Annotated in this window: 17 protein-coding genes and 5 tRNA genes; 13 read left to right on the plus strand and 9 right to left on the minus strand. The window is 61.6% G+C overall.

The window, feature by feature from the left end; all coding sequences use genetic code 11:
- Positions 1–283: 283 nt before the first annotated feature.
- From alaS to mgtE, 8 genes are all read left to right on the plus strand, one after another.
- Positions 284–2,908: an alanine--tRNA ligase gene (alaS, locus tag J3A71_RS08575; protein ID WP_157754421.1), complete on the plus strand. Its 2,625-nt coding sequence runs from the start codon at positions 284–286 to the stop codon at positions 2,906–2,908.
- Between the two features lie 147 nt (positions 2,909–3,055).
- Positions 3,056–4,291, plus strand: a complete 1,236-nt coding sequence (locus tag J3A71_RS08580; protein ID WP_016488485.1) for an aspartate kinase — start codon at positions 3,056–3,058, stop codon at positions 4,289–4,291.
- Between the two features lie 166 nt (positions 4,292–4,457).
- A complete protein-coding gene (gene csrA, locus J3A71_RS08585) occupies positions 4,458–4,646 on the plus strand; it encodes a carbon storage regulator CsrA (protein WP_003254503.1) in 189 nt (62 codons plus the stop codon).
- A gap of 72 nt (positions 4,647–4,718) precedes the next feature.
- Positions 4,719–4,809 (plus strand) — tRNA-Ser (locus J3A71_RS08590).
- A gap of 106 nt (positions 4,810–4,915) precedes the next feature.
- Positions 4,916–4,992: transfer RNA gene (locus J3A71_RS08595), tRNA-Arg, on the plus strand.
- 72 nt (positions 4,993–5,064) lie between these two features.
- Positions 5,065–5,141: transfer RNA gene (locus J3A71_RS08600), tRNA-Arg, on the plus strand.
- Positions 5,142–5,213: 72 nt separating this feature from the next.
- A tRNA-Arg gene (locus J3A71_RS08605) sits at positions 5,214–5,290 on the plus strand.
- 420 nt (positions 5,291–5,710) lie between these two features.
- Positions 5,711–7,153: a magnesium transporter gene (gene mgtE / locus J3A71_RS08610; protein WP_016488484.1), complete on the plus strand. Its 1,443-nt coding sequence runs from the start codon at positions 5,711–5,713 to the stop codon at positions 7,151–7,153.
- 219 nt (positions 7,154–7,372) lie between these two features.
- On the opposite strand, the gene J3A71_RS08615 is transcribed toward mgtE, so the two are convergent.
- A complete protein-coding gene (locus J3A71_RS08615) occupies positions 7,373–7,699 on the minus strand; it encodes an Arc family DNA-binding protein (protein WP_003254499.1) in 327 nt (108 codons plus the stop codon).
- Positions 7,700–8,043: 344 nt separating this feature from the next.
- On the opposite strand from J3A71_RS08615, the gene phnN reads away from it, so the two are divergent.
- Together phnN and J3A71_RS08625 are read left to right on the plus strand one after the other, a co-directional pair.
- Positions 8,044–8,637 carry a phosphonate metabolism protein/1,5-bisphosphokinase (PRPP-forming) PhnN gene (phnN, locus tag J3A71_RS08620; protein ID WP_016488483.1) on the plus strand — a complete coding sequence of 198 codons (594 nt, stop codon included), beginning with the start codon at positions 8,044–8,046 and terminating at the stop codon, positions 8,635–8,637.
- A 111-nt stretch (positions 8,638–8,748) separates the two neighbouring features.
- A tRNA-Arg gene (locus J3A71_RS08625) sits at positions 8,749–8,825 on the plus strand.
- Here J3A71_RS08625 and J3A71_RS08630 read toward each other — a convergent pair.
- From J3A71_RS08630 to J3A71_RS08645, 4 genes are all read right to left on the minus strand, one after another.
- Complete coding sequence (locus tag J3A71_RS08630) at positions 8,804–10,216, minus strand: amino acid permease (RefSeq protein ID WP_096426607.1); 1,413 nt, start codon at positions 10,214–10,216, stop codon at positions 8,804–8,806. The two genes, J3A71_RS08625 and J3A71_RS08630, sit on opposite strands and share 22 nt — an antisense overlap.
- Positions 10,217–10,531: 315 nt before the next feature.
- A complete protein-coding gene (locus J3A71_RS08635; RefSeq protein WP_096426606.1) occupies positions 10,532–11,476 on the minus strand; it encodes a dihydrodipicolinate synthase family protein in 945 nt (314 codons plus the stop codon).
- Positions 11,477–11,513: 37 nt separating this feature from the next.
- On the minus strand, positions 11,514–12,887 hold the full coding sequence (gene abaF, locus J3A71_RS08640; RefSeq protein WP_096426605.1) for a fosfomycin efflux MFS transporter AbaF: 1,374 nt from the start codon (positions 12,885–12,887) through the stop codon (positions 11,514–11,516).
- A gap of 347 nt (positions 12,888–13,234) precedes the next feature.
- Positions 13,235–13,855, minus strand: a complete 621-nt coding sequence (locus J3A71_RS08645; protein ID WP_096426987.1) for a GntR family transcriptional regulator — start codon at positions 13,853–13,855, stop codon at positions 13,235–13,237.
- Positions 13,856–14,128: 273 nt separating this feature from the next.
- Between J3A71_RS08645 and J3A71_RS08650 the strand changes: the two genes are divergently transcribed.
- A complete protein-coding gene (locus J3A71_RS08650) occupies positions 14,129–15,127 on the plus strand; it encodes a diguanylate cyclase (RefSeq protein ID WP_016488479.1) in 999 nt (332 codons plus the stop codon).
- Positions 15,128–15,242: 115 nt separating this feature from the next.
- On the opposite strand, the gene lpdA is transcribed toward J3A71_RS08650, so the two are convergent.
- From lpdA to J3A71_RS08670, 4 genes are read right to left on the minus strand one after another with little or no spacing between them, the layout of a single operon-like run.
- The gene (gene lpdA / locus J3A71_RS08655; protein ID WP_096426604.1) at positions 15,243–16,622 is read right to left on the minus strand and encodes a dihydrolipoyl dehydrogenase; all 1,380 of its coding nucleotides are present in this window, start codon (positions 16,620–16,622) and stop codon (positions 15,243–15,245) included.
- A 2-nt stretch (positions 16,623–16,624) separates the two neighbouring features.
- Positions 16,625–17,896 (minus strand): dihydrolipoamide acetyltransferase family protein, encoded by a 1,272-nt coding sequence (locus J3A71_RS08660; RefSeq protein ID WP_096426603.1) that lies wholly within the window; start codon positions 17,894–17,896, stop codon positions 16,625–16,627.
- Positions 17,897–18,955, minus strand: coding sequence for an alpha-ketoacid dehydrogenase subunit beta (locus J3A71_RS08665; RefSeq protein WP_016488476.1), 1,059 nt, complete (start codon positions 18,953–18,955; stop codon positions 17,897–17,899).
- A 1-nt stretch (position 18,956) separates the two neighbouring features.
- The gene (locus tag J3A71_RS08670; protein ID WP_016488475.1) at positions 18,957–20,189 is read right to left on the minus strand and encodes a 3-methyl-2-oxobutanoate dehydrogenase (2-methylpropanoyl-transferring) subunit alpha; all 1,233 of its coding nucleotides are present in this window, start codon (positions 20,187–20,189) and stop codon (positions 18,957–18,959) included.
- 198 nt (positions 20,190–20,387) lie between these two features.
- On the opposite strand from J3A71_RS08670, the gene bkdR reads away from it, so the two are divergent.
- Together bkdR and J3A71_RS08680 are read left to right on the plus strand one after the other, a co-directional pair.
- Positions 20,388–20,873, plus strand: a complete 486-nt coding sequence (bkdR, locus tag J3A71_RS08675; protein ID WP_012273540.1) for a Bkd operon transcriptional regulator BkdR — start codon at positions 20,388–20,390, stop codon at positions 20,871–20,873.
- A 274-nt stretch (positions 20,874–21,147) separates the two neighbouring features.
- Positions 21,148–22,389: a glutamine synthetase family protein gene (locus tag J3A71_RS08680; protein WP_161775557.1), complete on the plus strand. Its 1,242-nt coding sequence runs from the start codon at positions 21,148–21,150 to the stop codon at positions 22,387–22,389.
- Positions 22,390–22,483: the final 94 nt, after the last annotated feature.

Raw genomic sequence — 22,483 nt, forward strand, 5'->3', positions numbered from 1 at the left:
ACAGGATGAATTGGATCCTTCATTCCCCATGAAACTCTTTTAATTCACCGCCTGTTCCATTTTCCCTTCCCATCGGCGGTAATTGGCTTGCCAGTGGCGAAAGACAGGATTTAGCATCCGGTCATGTCATTTTCGTTTGCATAGCCCGAAAAACCGTCCAAACGATGGTTTCTATCGTATAAACACACTGCATCGAGATTGCAGGACCGATATAATGCGGCCCTTTGCCGTCGTTTCGTCGACGCGTTTGCCCGACAGGGCCGCCGTTTCCGTGGAAGAACCTATGAAAAGCGCAGAAATCCGTGAAGCCTTCCTTCGCTTCTTCGAAGAGCAGGGACACACCCGAGTCGCCTCCAGTTCGCTGATCCCGAACAACGACCCAACCCTGCTGTTCACCAATGCCGGCATGAACCAGTTCAAAGACTGTTTCCTCGGCGCGGAGAAGCGTGCCTACACCCGGGCTGTCAGCAGCCAGAAGTGCGTGCGCGCCGGTGGTAAGCACAACGACCTGGAAAACGTCGGTTACACCGCGCGTCACCATACGTTCTTCGAAATGCTGGGCAACTTCAGCTTCGGCGATTATTTCAAGCGTGATGCCATCACCTACGCCTGGAACTTCCTGACCTCGGACAAGTGGCTTAACCTGCCCAAGGAAAAGCTCTGGGTCACCGTCTACGCCACTGACGACGAAGCCTACGACATCTGGACCAAGGAAATCGGCGTGCCGGCCGAGCGCATGGTGCGCATCGGCGACAACAAGGGCGCCCCTTACGCCTCCGACAACTTCTGGACCATGGGTGACACTGGCCCGTGCGGCCCGTGCACCGAAATCTTCTACGACCACGGCGCTGACATCTGGGGCGGCCCGCCCGGCTCGCCAGAAGAAGACGGCGACCGCTACATCGAGATCTGGAACAACGTCTTCATGCAGTTCAACCGCACCGCCGACGGCGTACTGCACCCGCTGCCAGCCCCGTCGGTGGACACCGGCATGGGCCTGGAGCGCGTCAGCGCCGTGCTGCAGCACGTGCACTCGAACTACGAGATCGACCTGTTCCAGAACCTGCTGGCGGCTGCGGCCAAGGCTATCGGTTGCAGCAATGACGGCCAGGCGTCGCTGAAGGTGGTCGCCGACCATATTCGCTCGTGCGGCTTCCTGATCGCCGACGGTGTGCTGCCGTCCAACGAAGGCCGTGGCTATGTGCTGCGGCGCATCATTCGTCGCGCCTGCCGCCACGGCAACAAGCTGGGCGCCAAAGGCAGCTTCTTCTACCAGATCGTTGCCGCACTGGCCGCCGAAATGGGCGAGGCCTTCCCTGAGCTGAATAGCCAGCAAGCGCACATCGAGCGTGTGCTGAAGGCTGAAGAAGAGCAGTTCGCCAAGACCCTGGAGCAAGGCCTGCGCATCCTCGAGCAGGACCTGGCCCAGCTGAAAGGCGACGTGGTACCGGGCGATGTGGTGTTCAAGCTGTATGACACCTACGGGTTCCCGATGGACCTGACGGCCGACATTGCCCGTGAGCGCGAGCTGACCATCGACGAAGCCGGCTTCGAGCGCGAGATGGACGCCCAGCGTGAGCGTGCGCGTTCCGCCAGCGCCTTCGGTATGGACTACAACAGCGTGGTCAAGGTCGACAGCGCCACCGAGTTCCTCGGTTACGACGCCACCGAAGGCCAAGGCAAGATCATCGCCCTGTACAAAGACGGCCAGGCCGTCGACCAATTAGGTGAAGGCGAGCAGGGCGTGGTCGTGCTCGACCGCACGCCGTTCTATGCCGAATCCGGTGGTCAGGTGGGTGACACCGGCTTCCTGCAGGCCGGCGCTGCGCGCTTCGATGTGCGCGACACCACCAAAACCGGCGGTGCCTTCCTGCACCACGGCGTGGTCGCCAGCGGTGCATTGGTGATCGGTTCGCCGGTCGTGGCCAAGGTCGATGCCGAGGTGCAGCACGCCACTTCGCTCAACCACTCTGCTACCCACCTGCTGCACGAAGCGCTGCGCCAGGTGCTGGGCGAACATGTACAGCAGAAGGGCTCTCTGGTGGATAGCCAGCGCCTGCGTTTCGACTTCAGCCACTTCGAGGCGCTGAAGCCAGAGCAGATCAAGGCCCTGGAAGACATCGTCAACCGCGAAGTGCGCAAGAACACTCCGGTGCAAACCGAACTGACCGACATCGAAACCGCCAAGGCCAAAGGTGCCATGGCGCTGTTCGGCGAGAAGTACGGCGACACCGTGCGTGTGCTGAGCATGGGCGGTGATTTCTCGGTAGAGCTGTGCGGCGGTATCCACGCCAAGCGCACCGGTGACATCAGCCTGTTCAAGATCATCAGCGAAGGCGGCGTAGCCTCTGGTGTGCGCCGTATCGAAGCCGTGACCGGCGCTGCTGCGCTGGCCTACCTGAATGCTGCCGAAGAGCAGGTCAAGGAAGCCGCGCAACTGGTCAAGGGCAACCGCGACAACCTGATCGACAAGCTGTCGGCTGTGCTCGAGCGCAACCGTCAGCTGGAGAAGCAGCTGGAACAGTTGCAGGCCAAGGCTGCCAGCGCCGCCGGGGACGATCTCTCCAACGCGGCTGTTGAGGTCAAGGGTGCCAAGGTTCTCGCCGCCCGCCTGGATGGGCAGGACGGCAAGGCCTTGCTGGCCCTGGTCGATCAGTTGAAAAACAAGCTCGGCCACGCAGTGATCCTGCTGGGCAGCGAGCATGAGGGCAAGGTTGTGCTGGTGGCCGGCGTGACCAAGGACCTCTCCAGCCAACTCAAGGCTGGCGATCTGATGAAACAAGCCGCTGCGGCGGTGGGTGGCAAGGGCGGTGGTCGTCCGGACATGGCCCAGGGTGGTGGCGTCGACGTCGCTGCACTGGACCAGGCCCTGGCGCTGGCCGTGCCATTCGCAGAGCAGGGACTTTGAGATGAAGGGGTGGGTGGTCTGGTGGCCTGTACGGCTAATTCGTGCGCTCAGTTTCGGGTGCAAGGCTTAGCCACACAGGCCACTCCCGTCCACTCCTTCATGTTGGATTGTTTTTTGAGGCCCTGTATGGGCTGAGGCACCATTGAAATGGCGTTGATCGTACAGAAATTTGGCGGCACCTCTGTCGGTTCCATCGAGCGGATCGAGCAGGTTGCCGAAAAGGTCAAGAAACACCGTGAGGCAGGCGACGACCTGGTGGTTGTGCTGTCGGCCATGAGCGGTGAAACCAATCGCCTGATCGACCTGGCCAAGCAGATCACCGATCATCCGGTTCCGCGTGAACTGGACGTGATCGTGTCGACCGGTGAGCAGGTCACCATTGCCCTGCTGACCATGGCCTTGATCAAGCGTGGTGTGCCAGCCGTGTCCTACACCGGCAACCAGGTGCGCATCCTCACCGACAGCTCGCATAACAAGGCGCGCATCCTGCAGATCGACGACCAGAAGATTCGTGCCGACCTCAAGGAAGGCCGCGTGGTCGTGGTAGCAGGCTTCCAGGGCGTCGACGAGCACGGCAGCATCACCACCCTGGGCCGTGGCGGCTCCGACACCACGGGTGTGGCCCTGGCGGCAGCGCTGAAAGCTGACGAGTGCCAGATCTACACCGACGTCGATGGCGTCTACACCACTGACCCGCGCGTCGTGCCACAGGCCCGACGCCTGGAGAAGATCACCTTCGAAGAGATGCTGGAAATGGCCAGCCTCGGTTCCAAGGTGCTGCAGATCCGTTCGGTGGAGTTCGCCGGCAAGTACAACGTTCCGCTGCGCGTGCTGCACAGCTTCAAGGAGGGTCCGGGTACCCTCATTACCATTGATGAAGAGGAATCCATGGAACAGCCGATCATTTCCGGTATCGCCTTCAACCGTGATGAAGCCAAGCTGACCATTCGCGGCGTGCCGGACACCCCGGGCGTGGCCTTCAAGATCCTCGGCCCGATCAGCGCTTCGAACATCGAAGTCGACATGATCGTGCAAAACGTTGCCCACGATAACACCACCGACTTCACCTTCACCGTACACCGCAACGAGTACGAGAAGGCGCAAAGCGTGCTGGAAAACACTGCCCGCGAAATCGGTGCCCGTGAAGTGATCGGCGATACCAAGATCGCCAAGGTCTCGATCGTTGGCGTCGGCATGCGTTCGCACGCCGGTGTTGCCAGCCGCATGTTCGAAGCCCTGGCCAAGGAGAGCATCAACATCCAGATGATCTCCACCTCCGAGATCAAGGTTTCGGTCGTGATCGAAGAGAAGTACCTGGAGCTGGCCGTGCGTGCGCTGCACACCGCGTTCGAGCTCGACGCACCTGTCCGACAGGGCGAGTAAGGCGCTGCCAGGAAGGGCGCGGCTTGCCGCGCCCTTCGCGTTTCTGCTCGCCACGCATGGCCTGTCCTGCCCTGTGTGGCGAGTAACCGGGGCCTGGTCGTCGTCCACGACCAGGCCCTGATACCAAAGACTGTTACCCCTGAATGTTTTGCGTAAGGAGAAAGCTATGTTGATTCTGACTCGTCGGTGCGCCGAGAGCCTGATCATTGGAGACGGCGAGATCACCGTGACGGTGCTTGGCGTCAAAGGCAACCAGGTGCGTATTGGCGTCAGCGCCCCTAAAGAAGTGGCCGTTCACCGCGAGGAAATCTACCTGCGGATCAAGAAAGAGAAGGATGAAGAGCCAAGCCTTTAATTTTTTTGAAGTTTTTTTCAAAAAAAGGGTTGCAAAGGTGAAAGAGGTTCTTTAATATTCGCCTCGTGTTGCGGTGAGGTGGCCGAGTGGCCGAAGGCGCTCCCCTGCTAAGGGAGTATACCTCATAAGGGTATCGGGGGTTCGAATCCCCCCTTCACCGCCATTATTCGCTTAGGGCGCTGTAAACGGTAAGAACGCTAAGTAGTTGATTTTAAACGAAAAAGTTCTTGCAAAAATGTTTCAGCGACCTATAATGCGCGGCAAGACACGGACTCATAGCTCAGCTGGATAGAGTACTCGGCTACGAACCGAGCGGTCACAGGTTCGAATCCTGTTGAGTCCGCCACTTTTTGAAGTGGCTTTGTTTGCAAGGCTGCTTCAAGAAACCAGTGGTAATCTGGTCTAAAACTACCAATGCGGACTCATAGCTCAGCTGGATAGAGTACTCGGCTACGAACCGAGCGGTCGCAGGTTCGAATCCTGCTGAGTCCGCCACTTTTTGAAGTGGCTCTGCTTGCAAAGCTGCTTCAGTCAACCAGTGGTAATCTGGTCTAAAACTACCACCACGGACTCATAGCTCAGCTGGATAGAGTACTCGGCTACGAACCGAGCGGTCGCAGGTTCGAATCCTGCTGAGTCCGCCATACCCCATCAAGAAGCCCGCTCAATTGAGCGGGCTTTTTGTTTTTTGCGCCACTGAATTGTTGGCGATGTCGATCTAAGCTCTTCTGTAATGAGCAGGGTGTAGCGTGTGGCTGTAAGGCAGCCCCAAATTGATCAGGCGCAGCGTACCTGAACTTCAATGTGCTTCCCCATCCACAACAATCGTCGCACTCATAGCTTCGAGCGTTGTCCCACCTTTATCACGCAAACGATTGTTCTGACCAAAATTTTAAGCGATCTGACAGCTTGAGCAGTGTATGATTGCGCCCGTCAGCCCCGCCGGGGCTTGTGGAAAACCACCATGGACTTACCCAGTAGTTACTCGCTAACAAGATTCATACAGAAAGATCTGACCGATTGATTCTCCCGGCGTGCTCCGCTGCTGGGAGTGGAGTTCGCCTATGACTGAAGTAGAAGTAAAAAAAGCGCAAGAAAGCCTGCAGGATCGCCTGGCCCAGGTGGTCGAACTGCTGCAACGCCAGCGTGTGGTCGAGGACCTGACGCACCGCCAGGAAGGCGCGCACAATGACCTGGTAGAAAACCTGGTCCACCGCCAGAACCTCGTCGAGCTGCAGCGCAAGCTTGATGACCTGCATCCCGCCGACATCGCCTATATCCTCGAAGCCTTGCCCCTGGAAGACCGCCTGACGGTCTGGCAGCTGGTGCGCTCGGATCGCGATGGCGACATCCTGCTGGAAGTTTCCGACTCGGTTCGTCAATCGTTGATCGCCGACATGGACGATCACGAGCTGCTGGCCGCCGCCAAGGAAATGGACGCCGACGAGCTGGCCGACCTGGCCCCTGAGCTGCCGCGTGACGTTGTTCACGAGCTGATGGAAACCCTCGATGCCCAGCAACGCGAGCGTGTGCGCTCGGCGCTGAGCTACGACGAGGAGCAGGTCGGTGCGCTGATGGACTTCGAGATGGTCACCATCCGCGAAGACGTCAGCCTGGAGGTGGTACTGCGCTACCTGCGCCGCCTGAAAGAACTGCCCAACCACACCGACAAACTGTTCGTGGTCGATTATGACGGCATCCTGAAAGGGGTATTGCCGATCAAGCGCCTGCTGGTCAACGACCCAGAGAAGAAGGTAGCGGAGGTCATGGCGACCGACCCGGTGTCCTTCCAGCCTGAGGAAGATGCCTATGATGCGGCGCAGGCTTTCGAGCGTTATGACCTGGTATCGGCACCTGTAGTGGACAAGAGCGGTCGTCTGATTGGCCGTTTGACCATTGACGAGATGGTCGACCTGATCCGTGAGGAGAGCGAGAGCGAAGTCCTCAACATGGCGGGTCTGCGTGAAGAGGAAGATATCTTTGCCTCGGTCTGGCGCTCGTTCCGCAACCGTTGGGCATGGCTGGCGATCAACCTGATCACCGCCTTTGTTGCCTCGCGCGTGATCGGGCTGTTCGAAGGCTCGATCGAAAAGCTGGTGGCGTTGGCGGCGTTGATGCCGATCGTTGCGGGTATTGGTGGCAACTCGGGTAACCAGACCATCACCATGATCGTCCGCGCCATGGCGCTGGACCAGGTGTCGCCGGGCAACACCAGTCGCCTGATGCGCAAGGAGCTGGCGGTGTCGCTGATCAACGGCCTGGTTTGGGGGGGCGTGATTGGTGCGGTGGCTTTCTGGTTGTATGGCAGCTGGTCACTGGGTGTGGTGATGACCGCAGCGATGACCTTGAACCTGTTACTGGCGGCGCTGATGGGTGTGCTCATCCCGATGACGTTGGCCCGCCTGGGGCGCGACCCGGCGATGGGGGCGAGTGTGATGATCACTGCCGTGACGGACAGTGGCGGCTTCTTCATCTTCCTTGGCCTGGCTACGCTGTTCCTGCTGTAAACCCCTTTTCTTGCAGTTGCGCGGCCCTGTGGGAGCGGCCTTGTGTCGCGAAAGGGCTGCGAAGCAGCCCCAGAAATCTGTGCATTGCTGCTGATGCCCCGGGGCTGCTTTGCAGCCCTTTCGCGACACAAGGCCGCTCCCACAGGGGCTGCAGCGCGGCTAGTCAGGCGCCCACAAAAAAGCCAGCTTACGCTGGCTTTTTCATGTTCGCTGCACGCCTCAGGAAGCGTCGGCGGCCATTTCCACATCGTGAGCGATGAGGGCAACCAGGGCGTTCTGCTGTCGGTGGGACAGTTGGCGGAAGCGCTGCAGCAACTCGCGCTCATGCAGGGACAGCTCAGGGCTGTCCAGGCGCATGCTCAGCTCGTCACCCAACGCACCTTCCTGGATAAGGCTCTGTTCCAGGCGCGCGATAATTTCAGAGTTCATGCTGCGGTGATGGTTGCGCGCTACCTCGGCAATGCGCTCACGCATCCCGTCTGGCAGGCGGACGACAAATTTGTCAGCGGTGCGGCTTGAATAAATAGCCTGTTTCATTGGGCGCATATAAATTGACCAGATTTTGGTTCAGGGGAAGCGGTTCTCAAATTGGCCGCACGGGGTGGAAATACGACCGTGGCGACGACAAAATGTTCAACCGTCAGTAAAAATGGATGCTCATCTTGCCTTATGGTCGCCGTTTCCTTGGCGTCAATTCTGTGACAAATAGTGAGCCGGATAAAGGCTTTATGCCAGTACCAATTATCAGAAATGAGCACTGGTTTGAAAAGTTTTACATGCTCCGGCTTGCCCAACCGTCAGACTTTTGCCGTCAAAAACAGGTAAAACGCAGCAAAAGGCCAGGAAAACACCTAGAATGCGGCGGTTTCCCTTCATAGAGCATAGTGGCTATGCAACATGACGCAAGCGACCGTCGATCAGGGACAGGCCGGTTGATATTTCTGGTAGGACCGTCGGGTTCGGGGAAAGATTCCCTGATCGACGCTGCACGTGAGCGGCTGGCGGCTGCCGGGGTAGAAATTGCCCGGCGTGTCATTACCCGTTCGGCCGAAGCCAAGGGCGAAGCCGCCCATGGTGTCACGCCTGAACAGTTCGAGACCCTGCGCGTGCAGGGTGCTTTTGCCATGCACTGGCACGCCAACGGCCTGGACTACGGGATTCCCCGGCAGGTGGACGACTGGCTGGCGGAGGGCCGGGCAGTGCTGGTGAACGGCTCGCGCGCTTACCTGGCCGAAGCGCGTCAGCGTTATCCGGGCCTGTTGGCGGTGCTTGTGCAGGTCAGGCCGCAGGTGTTGCGCCAGCGCCTGGTGGCCCGTGGCCGCGAAACCGCCGAGGAAGTCGAGCAGCGCCTGGCTCGCAGCGCCCGCTTGCAGGCACTGCCTGATCCGTCGGTGCACCTGCTGGACAACTCTACAACCCTGGAGGCTGCGGTATCAGCCCTGTTCGGGGTGCTTCGCGATGAAGGTGTGCTGCCGCAGGTGTAGCAGTGCCAGAAAAGGATTACGCGAAAAAGCCCGGTAGGTGCATGACAAATGCCAGCATGCTGGTTAACATGCTGGCCGTCCCGCTGTGCAGCGCTCGCTGCCGGTCGTAGCGTCTCAGTAGCTCAATTGGATAGAGCATCCCCCTCCTAAGGGGAAGGTTGCAGGTTCAATTCCTGCCTGGGACGCCATTTCTTGTCTCTCCTGTCTTGACCTCCGCCTCCTTTGCAGCGGCCGCCGTTCGCTGGCGCATCAGGAAGTACCCCGCCACAACCAGCAGTAGCGTCAGCACCGTGAACCAGAACTGGAAACGCGACGCCGGGTCGAACGCCTGGGTGCCGATCACTGCCAGCAGGGCGAACAGCGCAACGATGTTGGCGTACGGGAACAACCAGGCGCGAAAGGCCTTGGGGTCGACCGCTTCGTGACGGGTTCTCCAGCGCATGGCCACGTGGGCGATGATGATGAAGATCCATACGACCATCACCAGGCTGCCGGTACTCTTGGCCAGGGTCATGAACAGGTCACCGGCGCTGATAAAGTGCACGGTCAGGATCATCGTGCAGATCGACAGGCTCAGCAGCAGTGCATTGATCGGCACGCCCTTGGCGCTGGTGCGCGAGAACAGCTTGGGCGCGTGCCCGCGCTGGCTAAGCGAGAACAGCATGCGCGAGTTGGAGAACATGAACGAGTTCATCACCGACATGAACGAGACGAACAGCACCAGTTTCATGGCCACCGCAGCACCGCCGAACCCGGCCAGGGTGAAGAGCGAAACATAGGGCGAGGCCAGGTTGGCCTTGTCGGTCCATGGCAGGCACAGGATCAGGATCGACACGGAGCCAACGTAGAACAACATCACTCGCAGGATCACGCTCTTGATCGCGCGAATCACGTTCTGCCGCGGGTTCTCCGATTCACCTGCGGCCACCGCGGCAATTTCGCTGCCGCCCAGGGAGAATATCACCACGATGACACCCGCCATGACGGGCGACAGGCCATTGGGCATGAACCCGTCGTGGGCGGTGAGGTTGACCAGGCCAGGCGAAGGAATGTCGTTGTGCAGGCCCAGCAGGATCGAGATGCCCAGCAGCATGAAGATGAGGATGGTGGCGACCTTCATGGCCGCCAGCCAATACTCCACTTCGGCAAACGAACGCACCGAGTAGGCGTTGCTGGCCATCAGTGTCACCAACATCAGGAAGGCGCCTGCCCAGATCGGCAGCCAGGGTAGAAAGTCATGCAGGATGGCGCCCAGCAGTACCGCTTCGAGGGTGATGGTCATCATCGACTTGAACCAGTACAGCCAGCCGACTGAAAACCCTGCCCAGTCGCCGAGCCAGGTGTTGGCATAGGTCGAGAACGACCCCGCATCCGGGTTGCGACAGGCCATTTCGCCCAGCATGAACATCACCAGAGTGACCACCAGGCCACCAATGAAATACGACAGGATGGCCGCAGGCCCTGCCGATGCGATCAGTGCGCCCGAGCCCATGAACAGCCCTGCACCGATCACCCCGCCCAGTGCGATCATGGTGATGTGCCGCTGCTTGAGGCTTTGCTTCAAACCGTTGGATTGCATTTCCTTGTCCTCTCTTATTGTTGGGGGGATCCGACAACGTCCCCCAACGCAGGCATCGTCATGCGCCTGCGTCCACGCGTGGCAAATAGCTACCAGCCTGCCACCATGGACAATAAGGCCAAGGACCTCAAACGAATTCTCTGCACAACATCCTGCCGATTTTTCCTGAGGCGTGTTGCCTCAGGCGCTGCTGCACCGCCATCCCTGTGGGAGCGGGCGTGCCCGCGAACACCGGCAAAGCCGGTGCCAGGCACCGCGTCGCCTGCTTCGCGGGCCAAGCCCGCTCCCACAGAGAACGCGGCGGGGCCTTGGTAATCAGGCGATGTTCTGCTCGGCCGACCAGTTGGCGTACCAGCTGCGGAACAGCGCGTATTGCTGCTCGGCATAGTTGCGCTGGGCGTCGCTCAGCACGTCGGTTTCGTTGAAATGCAGGCTGTACTCGCTGTCGCCGTTCAGCACCATCAGGTGCTTGTAATACAGCACCAGGTCGCAGCCCTCATCGAACGACGACAGCACCGCCAGCGCCGCTTCCAGTTCGCGCGCCAGGCGACGGGCCTTGGCATCGCCTTTGGCCGCCTGCTTGCTCAGGCTCACCAGGTGCAGCACCTCACGGGGCAGGGCATTGCCGATGCCGGTGATGGCGCCGGTGGCGTTGCAGTTGACGAAGCCATGCACCACCTGGGTATCCACGCCCACCATCAGGGTCACGTCGTCATCCTTGGAGGTGATGTGCTCGGCGGCATAACGCAGGTCGGCACCACCGCCGAACTCCTTGAAGCCGATCAGGTTGGGGAATTCGCGGCGCAGCTCGAAGAACAGATCGGCGCGGGTGGCGAAGCCGTAATAGGGGCTGTTGTAGATCACCGCTGGCAGCTTGGGCGCGGCGGCGAGGATGGCCGAGAAGTGGTGCTTCTGGGCGATCAGCGAGGCACCGCGGCTGAGCACGCGAGGGATGACCATCAGGCCGGCGGCGCCGACCTTGGCGGCGTGGGCGGCATGGGATACCGCTTCACGGGTGTTCACCGCGCCAGTGCCGACAATGGTCGGGATGCCGGCGGCCACCAGGCGCGCCACGCCTTCCTGGCGCTCGGCCTCGGTCAGCAGTGGCCAGTCGCCCATCGAACCGCAGTACACCACGGCGCTCATGCCGGCCTCGATCAGCTGGTGGCCCATGCGCACCAGGGCGTCGAAGTCCGGTTTGCGCTCGGCGGTGCACGGGGTCATCAGGGCGGGCATGGTGCCGTTGAAGATATTGCTCATGGTGGTTACCTATTGTTGTGTGATTTTTATGGGTTGCTTAACGGCCGGCGTTGCGGGCCGCGGATTCTTCGTCAACGGCGCGCAGCGACTTGCCGCGGGTTTCCTTGGCTGCCGCCACGGCAACAATCGAGATCGCTGCCGCGCCCACCAGGTACCAGGCAATAGGCGTGGAGCTGTTGTATTCCTTCAGCAAGGTGACGGCGATCAGCGGGGCCAGCGAGCCAGCCAGGATTGGCGCCACCTGGTAGCACAACGACAGGGCGGTGTAGCGCACGTGGGTGGGGAACAGTTCGGCCATCAAGGCCGAGTACGGCGCATAGGTCATCGACTCGATGGCCAGGCCCAGCGTGATGGCCGCCATGATCAGCCAGTCGTTGCCGGTGTCCATCATCGGGAAACCGACAAAGCCCCAGAACGCGGTGAGCACGGCGCCGATCAGGTACACCGGCTTGCGGCCGATGATGTCTGAGAGGTAGCCCATGGCCGGGATCATGAAGAAGTGCAGCAGGTGAGCGCCGAACATCAGCAGCAGAATTTGCGAAGTGTCTTTGTGCACCACCAGTTTCAGGTAGGTGATGGAGAACGTGACCACGGTGTAGTAGAGGATGTTTTCCGCAAAGCGCGCGCCAATGCCGATCAGCACTTCGCGCCAGTATTTGGTGACCACCTCCACTACGCCCAGTTGCTGGCTTTCCAGCTTCTGCTGCTTGGCCTGGGCTTCCTTGAAGATGGGGGCATCATCGACTCGGGTGCGGATCCAGTAACCGATCAGCACCACCACTGCCGAGAACCAGAAGGCCACCCGCCAGCCCCAGTCCAGGAACTGCGCCTCGCTAAGGTTGGACGACAACAACAGCAGGATGATAGTGGCGATCAGGTTGCCGGCCGGCACGCCCGCTTGCGGCCAGCTGGCCCAGAAGCCGCGGCGGTTGTCCGGGCTGTGCTCGGACACCAGTAGCACCGCGCCGCCCCATTCGCCGCCGAAGGCGAAGCCCTGGATCAGCCGCAACACCACCAGGAGGATGGGCGCGGCATAGCCGATGCGCTCGAAGGTGGGCAGGCAGCCCATCAGGAAGGTGGTTATCCCGACCACGATCAGGCTGATCTGCAGCAAATGCTTGCGGCCGACCTTGTCGCCGTAATGGCCAAACACCAGGCCACCGATGGGGCGGGCGAGAAAGCCCACTGCGTAGAGGGCAAAGGCGGCAATGATGCCGTCCATGGCGCTGCCCGTCTGGCGAAAGAACAGCTGGCCGAACACCAGCGCCGAGGCGGTGCCGTAGAGGAAGAATTCGTACCACTCGGCGACTGCGCCGGCCATGGCCGCAGCTACCACACGCTTGATGCCCGCAGGGGCCTTGTCTGCTGTGTTTGCGACATTCGCTGATGCCGCCGAATAGGGTGTGGCCATGGTTTTGCACTCCGATACGTAATTATTGGAAGAAGGAGTAGGCAGGGTGGCGCCGGGGAAATCGGAGCCGCCGATTCCTTATATGGTATTTCGTATACGATATCTAGATAAGCAAAAACGAAGCCAGAAAGGGAGATTTCCAATCGAGCCATTGGCAGGATAGAACGGGGTCATTGTGGGAGCGGGCTGGTCCCGCGAAGGGGGCCACGGGGTGTATGGCACCGGCTTTGCCGGTGTTCGCGGGGCAAGCCCGCTCCCACAGCGTCCCCGTTAAATCAATACGTCATGGTTTTTCTGTAAGGGCCGCAGGAGGCTGCTCCTGCACGGGGCGGTGATAGCCTGTCGGGTCAGTTATGGGGCAGGTGCTCGTACAGGCTCTGGCACACGCCATTGATGTGTTCTTCTATCAGCCGCGCCGCCAGTTCTACATCCCGCGCCCGGCAGGCGGCAACGATATCCCGGTGCTCGTGATCCGCGCGCAGCTTGCCCGCTGACAGGCTCATTTGCATGCGCAGGTAGCGTTCCACCTTGTCATGGATCGAGCGGATAAGGCCGACCAGGTAAGGCCGCCGCGCCGGTTCGTACAGGCAGGCGTGCAGCGCCCAGTTCAGGTCGGCCCAGCGGCCCACATCGTCCTCGCCGATGAACTCCGCGCAGATGGCTTCGGCCTGGGCAAAATGTGCTTCGGTCATGTTCGGAATCGCCAGGCGAATCGCTTGCACTTCCAGCAACACACGTACCTCGAACATCTGCGCCAGTTCAGGTTCCGAGATGCGGGTAACCAGCGCGCCACGGTTGCGCTGAAAATCCACCAGGCCTTCGGCTTCCAGGCGCTTCAGGGCTTCGCGCACCGGGATCTTGCTGACGTTGAACGCCTGCGCCACTTCGTCCTGACGCACCGGTTCGCCTTCGGCCAGCTGCCCCGAGATAATTGCCTCGCGCAGGTGTTTGGCGATGATTTCCGACATCGAGGGCGTTGCACCCAGGTCGGTAGCTTTGAAAGACGGCAACGGCACGGGAAATTCCAGAATCAGGCGGTGCGGATATCTTATACGAAACACTTCGGCAGCCATACCGCCTGCAGCGGTGGGCGAAAATAGCGCGTTGCGACTATTTCCGGTGGCAGCACGGGGGGCATATGCTTGCCGGTTCAAGCATCCTCTTGCCGCCTGCGGCAATTACCACCACTGTCGGCAGCCCCGTGAACGGGGCGCAGTTGCTGGGCATCAGGGAGAGCGTCCATGAATCAGGAAACCGGGCCGGCACCCGCCGGCTTCAGTGAACAGCAATTGCACACCTTGTTCGAGTTGATCAGCGATGGCATCTGGGACTGGAATGCCAATACCGGCTACGTCTATCGCAACCCGGGCTGGTACGCCATGCTCGGCTACACCAGCCATTCAATGGCCAATTCAGTCCTCACCTGGGAAAGCGTGATCCATCCGGAGGACTACCCGCGGGTAATGGCGCATTTCGAGGCGTATATCAACCAGCGCAACGAGCGCTACCTCATCGAATACCGCTGTCGTTGCCAGGATGGCAGCTATCTGTGGATCGAAGACAGCGGCTACATCATTGCCCATAACCAGGACGGTTCGGTGGCGCGCATGCTTGGGGCGCACCGTAATATCGATGCCGGCAAACGCCGGGTGGCCCAGTTGGAACAGAAGAACCAGTCGCTGGAGTGCCTAGTGGCCGAGCGCACTCGCGAGCTGTCCTGGGTGAACCAGCAGTTGCAGCGGCAACTGGACGAAAACCGCGAGTTGGCCGAGCGCGATGCATTGACCCGCATTGCCAACCGCTATCGGTTGGACAAGACCCTGCAACTGGAGTGCGAGCGGGCCAAGCGCTTCCGCCAGCCGTTGTCGCTGATCGCCATGGACATGGATGACTTCAAGCCGATCAACGACCGCTACGGCCATGCTAGGGGCGATGCGGCGCTGGTGCGGGTGGCCGAAAACCTGCGCACCTGCCAGCGTGAACTGGACCTGTTGGCCCGCTGGGGCGGGGATGAGTTTGTCCTTGTACTGCCGCAGACCACGCTGAGGGATGCACTTGAGGTGGCGGTACGCTTGCGTCAGGTGATTGAGCAGCTGGAGCCTGTGGGCGATTGCCGGCTGACCCTGAGCTATGGCGTGGTCCAATGGCAGGAAGGAGAGGACCAGCCTGCGCTGCTGGCGCGCGCCGACAAGGCGCTGTACCGGGCCAAGGCGGCAGGCAAGAACGCCATAGCCGAGTAGCGCGCGGTGATTGTGGGAGCGGTGCCTGTTACTGGATCGTCCTGTGGCCTGAATGAAAAAAGACCCGCGGCGCCTCTCGGCGCAGCGGGCCAAATCGGCCTCGGCCGCTTCAGTGTCAGATATGCAGGGCGTGGCCCAGGGCGCGCAATGCCGCTTCCTGTACCGCCTCACCCAGCGTCGGGTGGGCATGGATGGTGCCGGCCACATCCTCCAGGCACGCGCCCATCTCCAGCGACTGGGCAAACGCCGTAGACAGTTCGGAAACCGCCACGCCAACCGCTTGCCAGCCCAGGATCAGGTGATTGTCCCGGCGCGCCACCACGCGCACGAAACCGCTCTTCGATTCCAGGCTCATTGCCCGGCCGTTGGCGGCAAACGGGAAGTGCGCGACGATGCAGTCCAGCCCTTGCTGGTTGGCCTGCTCCGGGGTTTTGCCGACCACTACCACTTCCGGGTCGGTGAAGCACACAGCAGCAATCGCGGCAGGCTCGAAGCGGCGTGCCTTGCCGGCGACGATTTCGGCCACCATCTCGCCCTGGGCCATGGCCCGGTGCGCCAGCATCGGTTCGCCGGCCACGTCGCCGATGGCCCACACGTTGTGCATGCTGGTCTGGCAGCGTTCGTCGATGGCAATGGCGGCGCCGTTCATTTTCAGGTCCAGGCATTCCAGGTTGAAGCCTTGGGTGCGTGGCCGGCGGCCCACGGCCACCAGCACCTGGTCGGCTTCCAGGCGCAGTTGCCCGCCCTTGCCGTCGTTGGCGAGCAGGCAACCATTTTCGTAACCTTCGACGCTGTGGCCAAGGTGCAGGGCGATGCCCAGCTTCTTCAACGACTCGGCCACCGGGGCGGTCAATTCGCTGTCGTAGGTCGGCAGGATGCGCTCACGCGCCTCCACTACGCTGACCTGCGCGCCCAGTTTGCGGTAGGCAATGCCCAGCTCAAGGCCGATATAGCCCCCGCCCACCACCACCAGGTGTTGCGGCAGTGCCGTCGGTGCCAGCGCTTCGGTTGAGGAAATCACTGGCCCACCCAGCGGCAGCATCGGCAGTTCGACGCTGCTGGAACCGGTGGCCAGCAACAGGTGTTCGCACTGGATGCGCTGGCCATCAACCTCGACCTGCTTGCCATCAAGCACCTTCGCCCAGCCGTGAATCACTTTGACCCCGTGCTTCTTCAGCAGGGCAGCTACCCCGCTGGTCAGGCGGTCGACGATGCCGTCCTTCCAGGCCACGCTCTGGCCGATGTCCAGGCGCGGCGAAGCAACGCTGATGCCCAGGTCCGACGGCCCGGCAAAGCGTGAAGTCTGGTGGAACTGCTCGGCCACATGGATCAGCGCCTTGGACGGAATGCAGCCGATGTTCAGGCAGGTACCGCCCAGTGCCTGGCCTTCCACCAGCACGGTAGGGATGCCCAGTTGCCCGGCGCGGATGGCGGCCACGTAGCCACCAGGGCCACCGCCGATGATCAACAGGGTAGTCTGGATAGTCTGTTGCATGCTCACTCCACGAACAGGCAGGCGGGTTGTTCGAGCAGGCCACGCACGGCCTGGATGAACAGCGCGGCGTCCATGCCGTCGACCACGCGGTGGTCGAACGAGCTGGACAGGTTCATCATCTTGCGTACGACGATCTGGCCGTCGATCACCACCGGCCGCTCAACCATGCGGTTGACGCCGACAATTGCCACTTCCGGGGTGTTGACCACCGGAGTGCTGACGATGCCGCCGAGGGCGCCCAGGCTGGTCAGGGTGATGGTTGAACCCGACAGCTCCTCGCGGTTGGCCTTGTTGGTGCGCGCAGCGTTGGCCAGGCGCGAAATCTCGCCGGCATTGGCCCACAGGCTGCCCGCTTCGGCATGGCGCAGCACTGGCACCATCAGGCCGTTGTCACCCTGGGTAGCAATGCCTACATGCACCGCGCCATGGCGGGTGATGACCTGCGCTTCGTCGTCGTAGGTGGCGTTGATCTGCGGGAAGTCACGCAGCGCCACGACCAAGGCACGCACCAGGAACGGCAGCAGGGTCAGCTTGCCGCGGCTGTCGCCGTACTTGCTGTTGAGCTGCTGGCGCAGGGCTTCCAGGGCGGTGACGTCGATTTCTTCCACATAGCTGAAGTGCGCGACCCGGCGCTTGGCATCCTGCATGCGCTGGGCGATCTTGCGGCGCAGGCCGATCACCGGCACCTGCTCGCTGTCGGTGCGCTTGGTATAGCCATTGGGGGCTTGCCCGGCGGCGCTCTGCGGCTTGCTCATGAAGGCGTCAAGGTCTTCGTGCAGGATGCGCCCGGCCGGGCCGCTGCCGTGCACATAGCGCAGTTCGATACCGGTATCCAGCGCACGCTTGCGCACCGCCGGTGAGGCCAGCGGCTTGTCGCCCGGCTGACGCGGCACGATGGGCGCAGCTTCGTGGTTGACGGGTGCCTGGTACGCAACGGGTTTTACGTCTTTCTGCAGTTCTGGCTTGGCTGCCACAGGGGCGGCGGGCGTTTCTATCTGTTTGGCCTGAGGCACATCCACATGGTTGCCGCTGCCTTCCACTTCGATGCGGATCAGTTCGCTACCGACCGCCATCACTTCACCGGGCTGGCCGCCCAGTGCCAGCACCTTGCCGCTGACCGGCGAAGGGATTTCCACGGTAGCCTTGTCGGTCATGACGTCGGCCACCACCTGGTCTTCGGCGATCATGTCGCCGACCTTGACGAACCATTCCACCAACTCGACCTGTGCGATGCCTTCGCCAATGTCCGGCATCTTGATGACGTGCGTGCCCATTCAGACCTCCATGACCTTTTTCAATGCCGCACCTACCCGCGAAGGCCCTGGGAAATACGCCCATTCCTGCGCGTGAGGGTAGGGGGTGTCCCAGCCGGTGACGCGCTCGATGGGCGCCTCCAGGTGGTGGAAGCAGTGCTCTTGCACCAACGACACCAGCTCGGCACCGAAGCCGCAGGTACGGGTGGCCTCGTGCACCACCACGCAGCGGCCGGTCTTTTTAACCGACTCGACGATGGTGTCCAGGTCCAGCGGCCACAGGCTGCGCAGGTCGATCACTTCAGCATCGACGCCGCTTTCCTCGGCGGCCACCTGGGCCACGTACACCGTGGTGCCGTAGGTGAGCACGGTCACGTCATTGCCGGGGCGGGTAATGGCGGCCTTGTCCAGCGGTACGGTGTAGTAGCCGTCTGGCACAGCACTGTGTGGGTGCTTCGACCACGGCGTTACCGGGCGGTCGTGGTGGCCGTCGAACGGGCCGTTGTACAGGCGCTTGGGCTCCAGGAAGATCACCGGGTCGTCGCATTCGATCGAGGCAATCAGCAGGCCTTTGGCGTCATACGGGTTGGATGGCATGACAGTGCGCAGGCCGCACACCTGGGTGAACATCGCTTCCGGGCTCTGGCTGTGGGTCTGGCCGCCATAGATGCCACCGCCGCACGGCATGCGCAGGGTCAGCGGGGCGATGAACTCGCCGGCTGAGCGGTAACGCAGGCGCGCCATTTCCGAGACGATCTGGTCGGAGGCCGGGTAGAAGTAGTCGGCGAACTGGATTTCCACGACCGGGCGCAGGCCGTAGGCGCCCATGCCCACGGCGGTACCGACGATACCGCTTTCGGAGATTGGCGCGTCGAACACGCGGGACTTGCCGTACTTGTTCTGCAGGCCTTCGGTGCAGCGGAACACGCCACCGAAGTAGCCGACGTCCTGGCCGTAGACAACCACATTGTCGTCGCGCTCAAGCATGACATCCATGGCCGAGCGCAGGGCCTGGATCATGGTCATGGTAGTGGTGGCCATGGCGGTTTCCGGGTTGATGCTGTTGTTGTGATCGTTCATCTCAAACCCCCAGTTCCTGGCGTTGACGGCGCAGGTGGTCGGGCATCTCCTTGTACACGTCCTCGAACATCGAGGCGGCGCTTGGGATGTGACCGTTGGCCAGGGTGCCGTACTGCTCGGCTTCTTTTTGTGCGGCAATGACCGCAGCCTCGAATTCGGCCGTGGTGGCCTGGTGCTCTTCCTCGGACCAGTGGCCGATCTTGATCAGGTGCTGCTTCAGGCGGGCGATCGGGTCGCCCAACGGGAAGTGGCTCCAGTCATCGGCAGGGCGGTACTTGGAGGGGTCGTCCGAGGTCGAGTGCGGGCCGGCACGGTAGGTGACCCACTCGATCAGACTTGGGCCTAGGCCGCGGCGGGCGCGTTCGGCTGCCCAGCGCGAGGCGGCGTAGACAGCGACAAAGTCGTTGCCGTCCACCCGCAGCGAGGCAATGCCGCAGCCCACGCCACGGCCGGCGAAGGTGGTCGATTCACCACCGGCGATGGCCTGGAAGGTAGAAATGGCCCACTGGTTGTTGACCACGTTGAGGATTACCGGGGCGCGGTACACGTGGGCAAAGGTGAGGGCGGTGTGAAAGTCTGACTCGGCCGTGGCACCGTCGCCGATCCACGCCGAGGCGATCTTGGTATCGCCCTTGATCGCCGAGGCCATGGCCCAGCCGACCGCCTGCACGAACTGGGTCGCCAGGTTACCGCTGATGGTGAAGAAGCCAGCCTCGCGTACCGAGTACATGATTGGTAGCTGGCGGCCCTTGAGCGGGTCGCGTTCGTTGGACAACAGCTGGCAGATCATTTCGACCAGCGACACGTCTCGCGCCATCAGGATGCTTTGCTGGCGGTAGGTAGGGAAGCACATGTCGGTGCGGTTCAGCGCCAGCGCCTGGCCGCTGCCGATGGCTTCTTCGCCCAGGCTCTGCATGTAGAAGGACATCTTCTTCTGGCGCTGGGCAACCACCATGCGGCTGTCGAAAATCCGCGTCTTGAGCATGGCACGCATGCCTTGGCGCAGGACTTGCGGGTCGATGTCTTCAGCCCAAGGGCCTTGGGCGTCGCCCTGCTCATCGAGCACGCGGACCAGGCTGTGAGCCAGGTCGGCAGTGTCGGCAGCCTCGACATCGACGGGGGGTTTACGGGCTTGACCTGCGTCGTTGAGGCGCAGGTAGGAAAAATCGGTCTGGCAGCCTGGCCGGCCGGTGGGCTCGGGCACATGCAAACGCAGGGGGGCGTACTCGTTCATGCTTTTTACGCTCGCTCGGGTATTTGTTTTTGTGAGCTCTGAAGCGGCCGCCGCTGAACACCGGCTTGTGACTGGTAGGTCAGCGTCATCTACATCTTAGTGGTCCGGCAGGAGAATTTTTCTCTCAAGTTGATTGCCTTTGCCGAGCGGTGCAGATAAACATTCCGCATAAACACAAAAAACCGGTGATTTTGTCTCATGCGCAAACTCGATCGTACCGATATCGGCATTCTCAACAGCCTGCAGGAAAACGCCCGCATTACCAACGCCGAGCTGGCCCGCTCGGTCAACCTGTCGCCCACGCCCTGTTTCAACCGCGTGCGGGCCATGGAGGAACTTGGGGTAATCCGCCAACAGGTGACGTTGCTGTCACCCGAAGCGCTGGGGCTGGATGTAAACGTGTTCATCCATGTCAGCCTGGAAAAGCAGGTGGAGCAGTCGTTGCACCGCTTCGAGGAGGAAATTGCCGAACGGCCCGAGGTGATGGAGTGCTACTTGATGACCGGGGACCCGGATTACCTGTTGCGGGTACTGCTGCCGAGCATTCAGGCGCTGGAGCGGTTTCTTGACTACCTGACGCGGTTGCCGGGGGTGGCGAATATCCGCTCGAGTTTTGCCTTGAAGCAGGTGCGGTACAAGACGGCTTTGCCGCTGCCGGCCAACGGCATGACCTTGCGGGAATAGAGGTTGCCAGTGCTGGCCTCTTCGCGGGCGCGCCCGCTCCCACACGGATCTCGCTAACTTCAAGGGCGGCGCCGTACCTGTGGGAGCGGGCATGCCCGCGAAGGGGAGCACGCGGTGTTGAAAGCGGGTGCTTGATATTTTAAACACCCCCAGCCTATGTTGTTGTCAGCGTACAACAACAAGGACAAGCGTCATGAGCACTGCTCAGCTTCACGGCATCGATGAAATCGAATGCGTCACCCCCGACCTCAACGGCGTCCCGCGCGGCAAGGTGATGACTGCCGAAGGCTTTTTGGAGGGCCGCCGCCTGCAGATGGCCCGGGGAGTGTTGCTGCAATGCATCATGGGCGGTTACCCACCGGCGAAATTCTACGGCAGCGACGACGGTGACCTGGCGCTGGTGGCCGAACCCAGCCAGGTGCATCGCCTGCCCTGGAGCAGCGACGGCCGCGCCCTGGCCATCTGCGATGCCAATGAACTGGATGGCCGGCCCTCGGCACTGTCCACCCGGGGCCAGCTCAAGGCGGTGATCGCCCGCTATGCCGCGCTGGGGTTGGCGCCTGTGGTGGCGACCGAGCTCGAATTCTTCGTGTTTGCCCCCAACAGCGACCCGCAGCAGCCGTTCCAGCCTCCCGTTGGCAGCGATGGCCGCCGCGAGCTAGGCCATTCGGCGTTCAGTGTCAGCTCCAACAACGGCCTGCGACCGTTCTTCAAAGAGGTGTACCACTGCATGGCTGCGCTCGGCCTGCCGCGCGACACGTTCATGCACGAAATGGGCGTCAGCCAGTTCGAGATCAACCTGTTGCACGGCGACCCGCTGGTGCTGGCTGACCAGACCTTCCTGTTCAAGCACCTGCTCAAGGAAGTGGCGCTCAAGCATGGGCTGACCGTGGTGTGCATGGCCAAGCCGTTGGCGCGCACGCCCGGCAGCTCCATGCACATTCACCAGAGCCTGGTCGAAACCGGCAGCGGGCGTAACGTGTTTAATGACGAGCAAGGCCGGCCGACCGACACCTTCCACCATTTCATCGGTGGCCTGCAGGCGTGCATGGCCGACTTCACCGCGCTGTTCGCGCCCAACGTCAATTCCTATCAGCGCCTGTGCCACCCCTATGCCTCGCCAAACAATGCCTGCTGGTCCGAGGACAACCGTGCCGCCGGCCTGCGCATTCCGGCCAGTGCACCGGCAGCGCGGCGGGTCGAAAACCGCCTGCCCGGCGCCGACGCCAACCCCTATCTGGCCATCGCCGCCAGCCTGGCCGCCGGGTTGCACGGCATCGAGCAGCGCCTGCAGCCATCGCCGGCCATCCAGGGCGAGTTTGAAGTGCCCGAGCACCTGAGCCTGCCATGTACCCTGCATGCCGCCCTCGAACGGCTCAAGCGCAGCGCGCTGGCACGGGAACTGTTCGGCAGCGAGTTCATCGAAGGCTACATCGCCAGCAAAACCCTGGAGCTGACTGATTTCTTCGACGAGATCACCCCGTGGGAGCGCCGGGTGCTGGCGGCGCAGGCCTGATCGCGACATCACCTGCACCGGACACGCCCTGGCAGCGCTATTTCGCTGCCGGGGCCTGCGCGACACAATTTTTGCCCGTATGCTTCTAGCACCC

Source organism: Pseudomonas sp. PvP089 (assembly GCF_017875165.1).
Lineage (GTDB): Bacteria > Pseudomonadota > Gammaproteobacteria > Pseudomonadales > Pseudomonadaceae > Aquipseudomonas > Aquipseudomonas fortuita.

Coding starts and splice junctions, on each gene's coding strand:
- alaS (WP_157754421.1), top strand. CDS start 284: ATGAAAAGCGCAGAAATCCGTGAAGCCTTCCTTCGCTTCTTCGAAGAG.
- J3A71_RS08615 (WP_003254499.1), bottom strand. CDS start 7,699: ATGCGCCCAATGAAACAGGCTATTTATTCAAGCCGCACCGCTGACAAA.
- abaF (WP_096426605.1), bottom strand. CDS start 12,887: ATGGCCACACCCTATTCGGCGGCATCAGCGAATGTCGCAAACACAGCA.
- J3A71_RS08660 (WP_096426603.1), bottom strand. CDS start 17,896: ATGGGCACGCACGTCATCAAGATGCCGGACATTGGCGAAGGCATCGCA.
- J3A71_RS08580 (WP_016488485.1), top strand. CDS start 3,056: ATGGCGTTGATCGTACAGAAATTTGGCGGCACCTCTGTCGGTTCCATC.
- J3A71_RS08665 (WP_016488476.1), bottom strand. CDS start 18,955: ATGAACGATCACAACAACAGCATCAACCCGGAAACCGCCATGGCCACC.
- J3A71_RS08635 (WP_096426606.1), bottom strand. CDS start 11,476: ATGAGCAATATCTTCAACGGCACCATGCCCGCCCTGATGACCCCGTGC.
- lpdA (WP_096426604.1), bottom strand. CDS start 16,622: ATGCAACAGACTATCCAGACTACCCTGTTGATCATCGGCGGTGGCCCT.
- J3A71_RS08630 (WP_096426607.1), bottom strand. CDS start 10,216: ATGCAATCCAACGGTTTGAAGCAAAGCCTCAAGCAGCGGCACATCACC.
- csrA (WP_003254503.1), top strand. CDS start 4,458: ATGTTGATTCTGACTCGTCGGTGCGCCGAGAGCCTGATCATTGGAGAC.
- bkdR (WP_012273540.1), top strand. CDS start 20,388: ATGCGCAAACTCGATCGTACCGATATCGGCATTCTCAACAGCCTGCAG.
- mgtE (WP_016488484.1), top strand. CDS start 5,711: ATGACTGAAGTAGAAGTAAAAAAAGCGCAAGAAAGCCTGCAGGATCGC.
- J3A71_RS08670 (WP_016488475.1), bottom strand. CDS start 20,189: ATGAACGAGTACGCCCCCCTGCGTTTGCATGTGCCCGAGCCCACCGGC.
- phnN (WP_016488483.1), top strand. CDS start 8,044: ATGCAACATGACGCAAGCGACCGTCGATCAGGGACAGGCCGGTTGATA.
- J3A71_RS08680 (WP_161775557.1), top strand. CDS start 21,148: ATGACTGCCGAAGGCTTTTTGGAGGGCCGCCGCCTGCAGATGGCCCGG.
- J3A71_RS08645 (WP_096426987.1), bottom strand. CDS start 13,855: ATGTCGGAAATCATCGCCAAACACCTGCGCGAGGCAATTATCTCGGGG.
- J3A71_RS08650 (WP_016488479.1), top strand. CDS start 14,129: ATGAATCAGGAAACCGGGCCGGCACCCGCCGGCTTCAGTGAACAGCAA.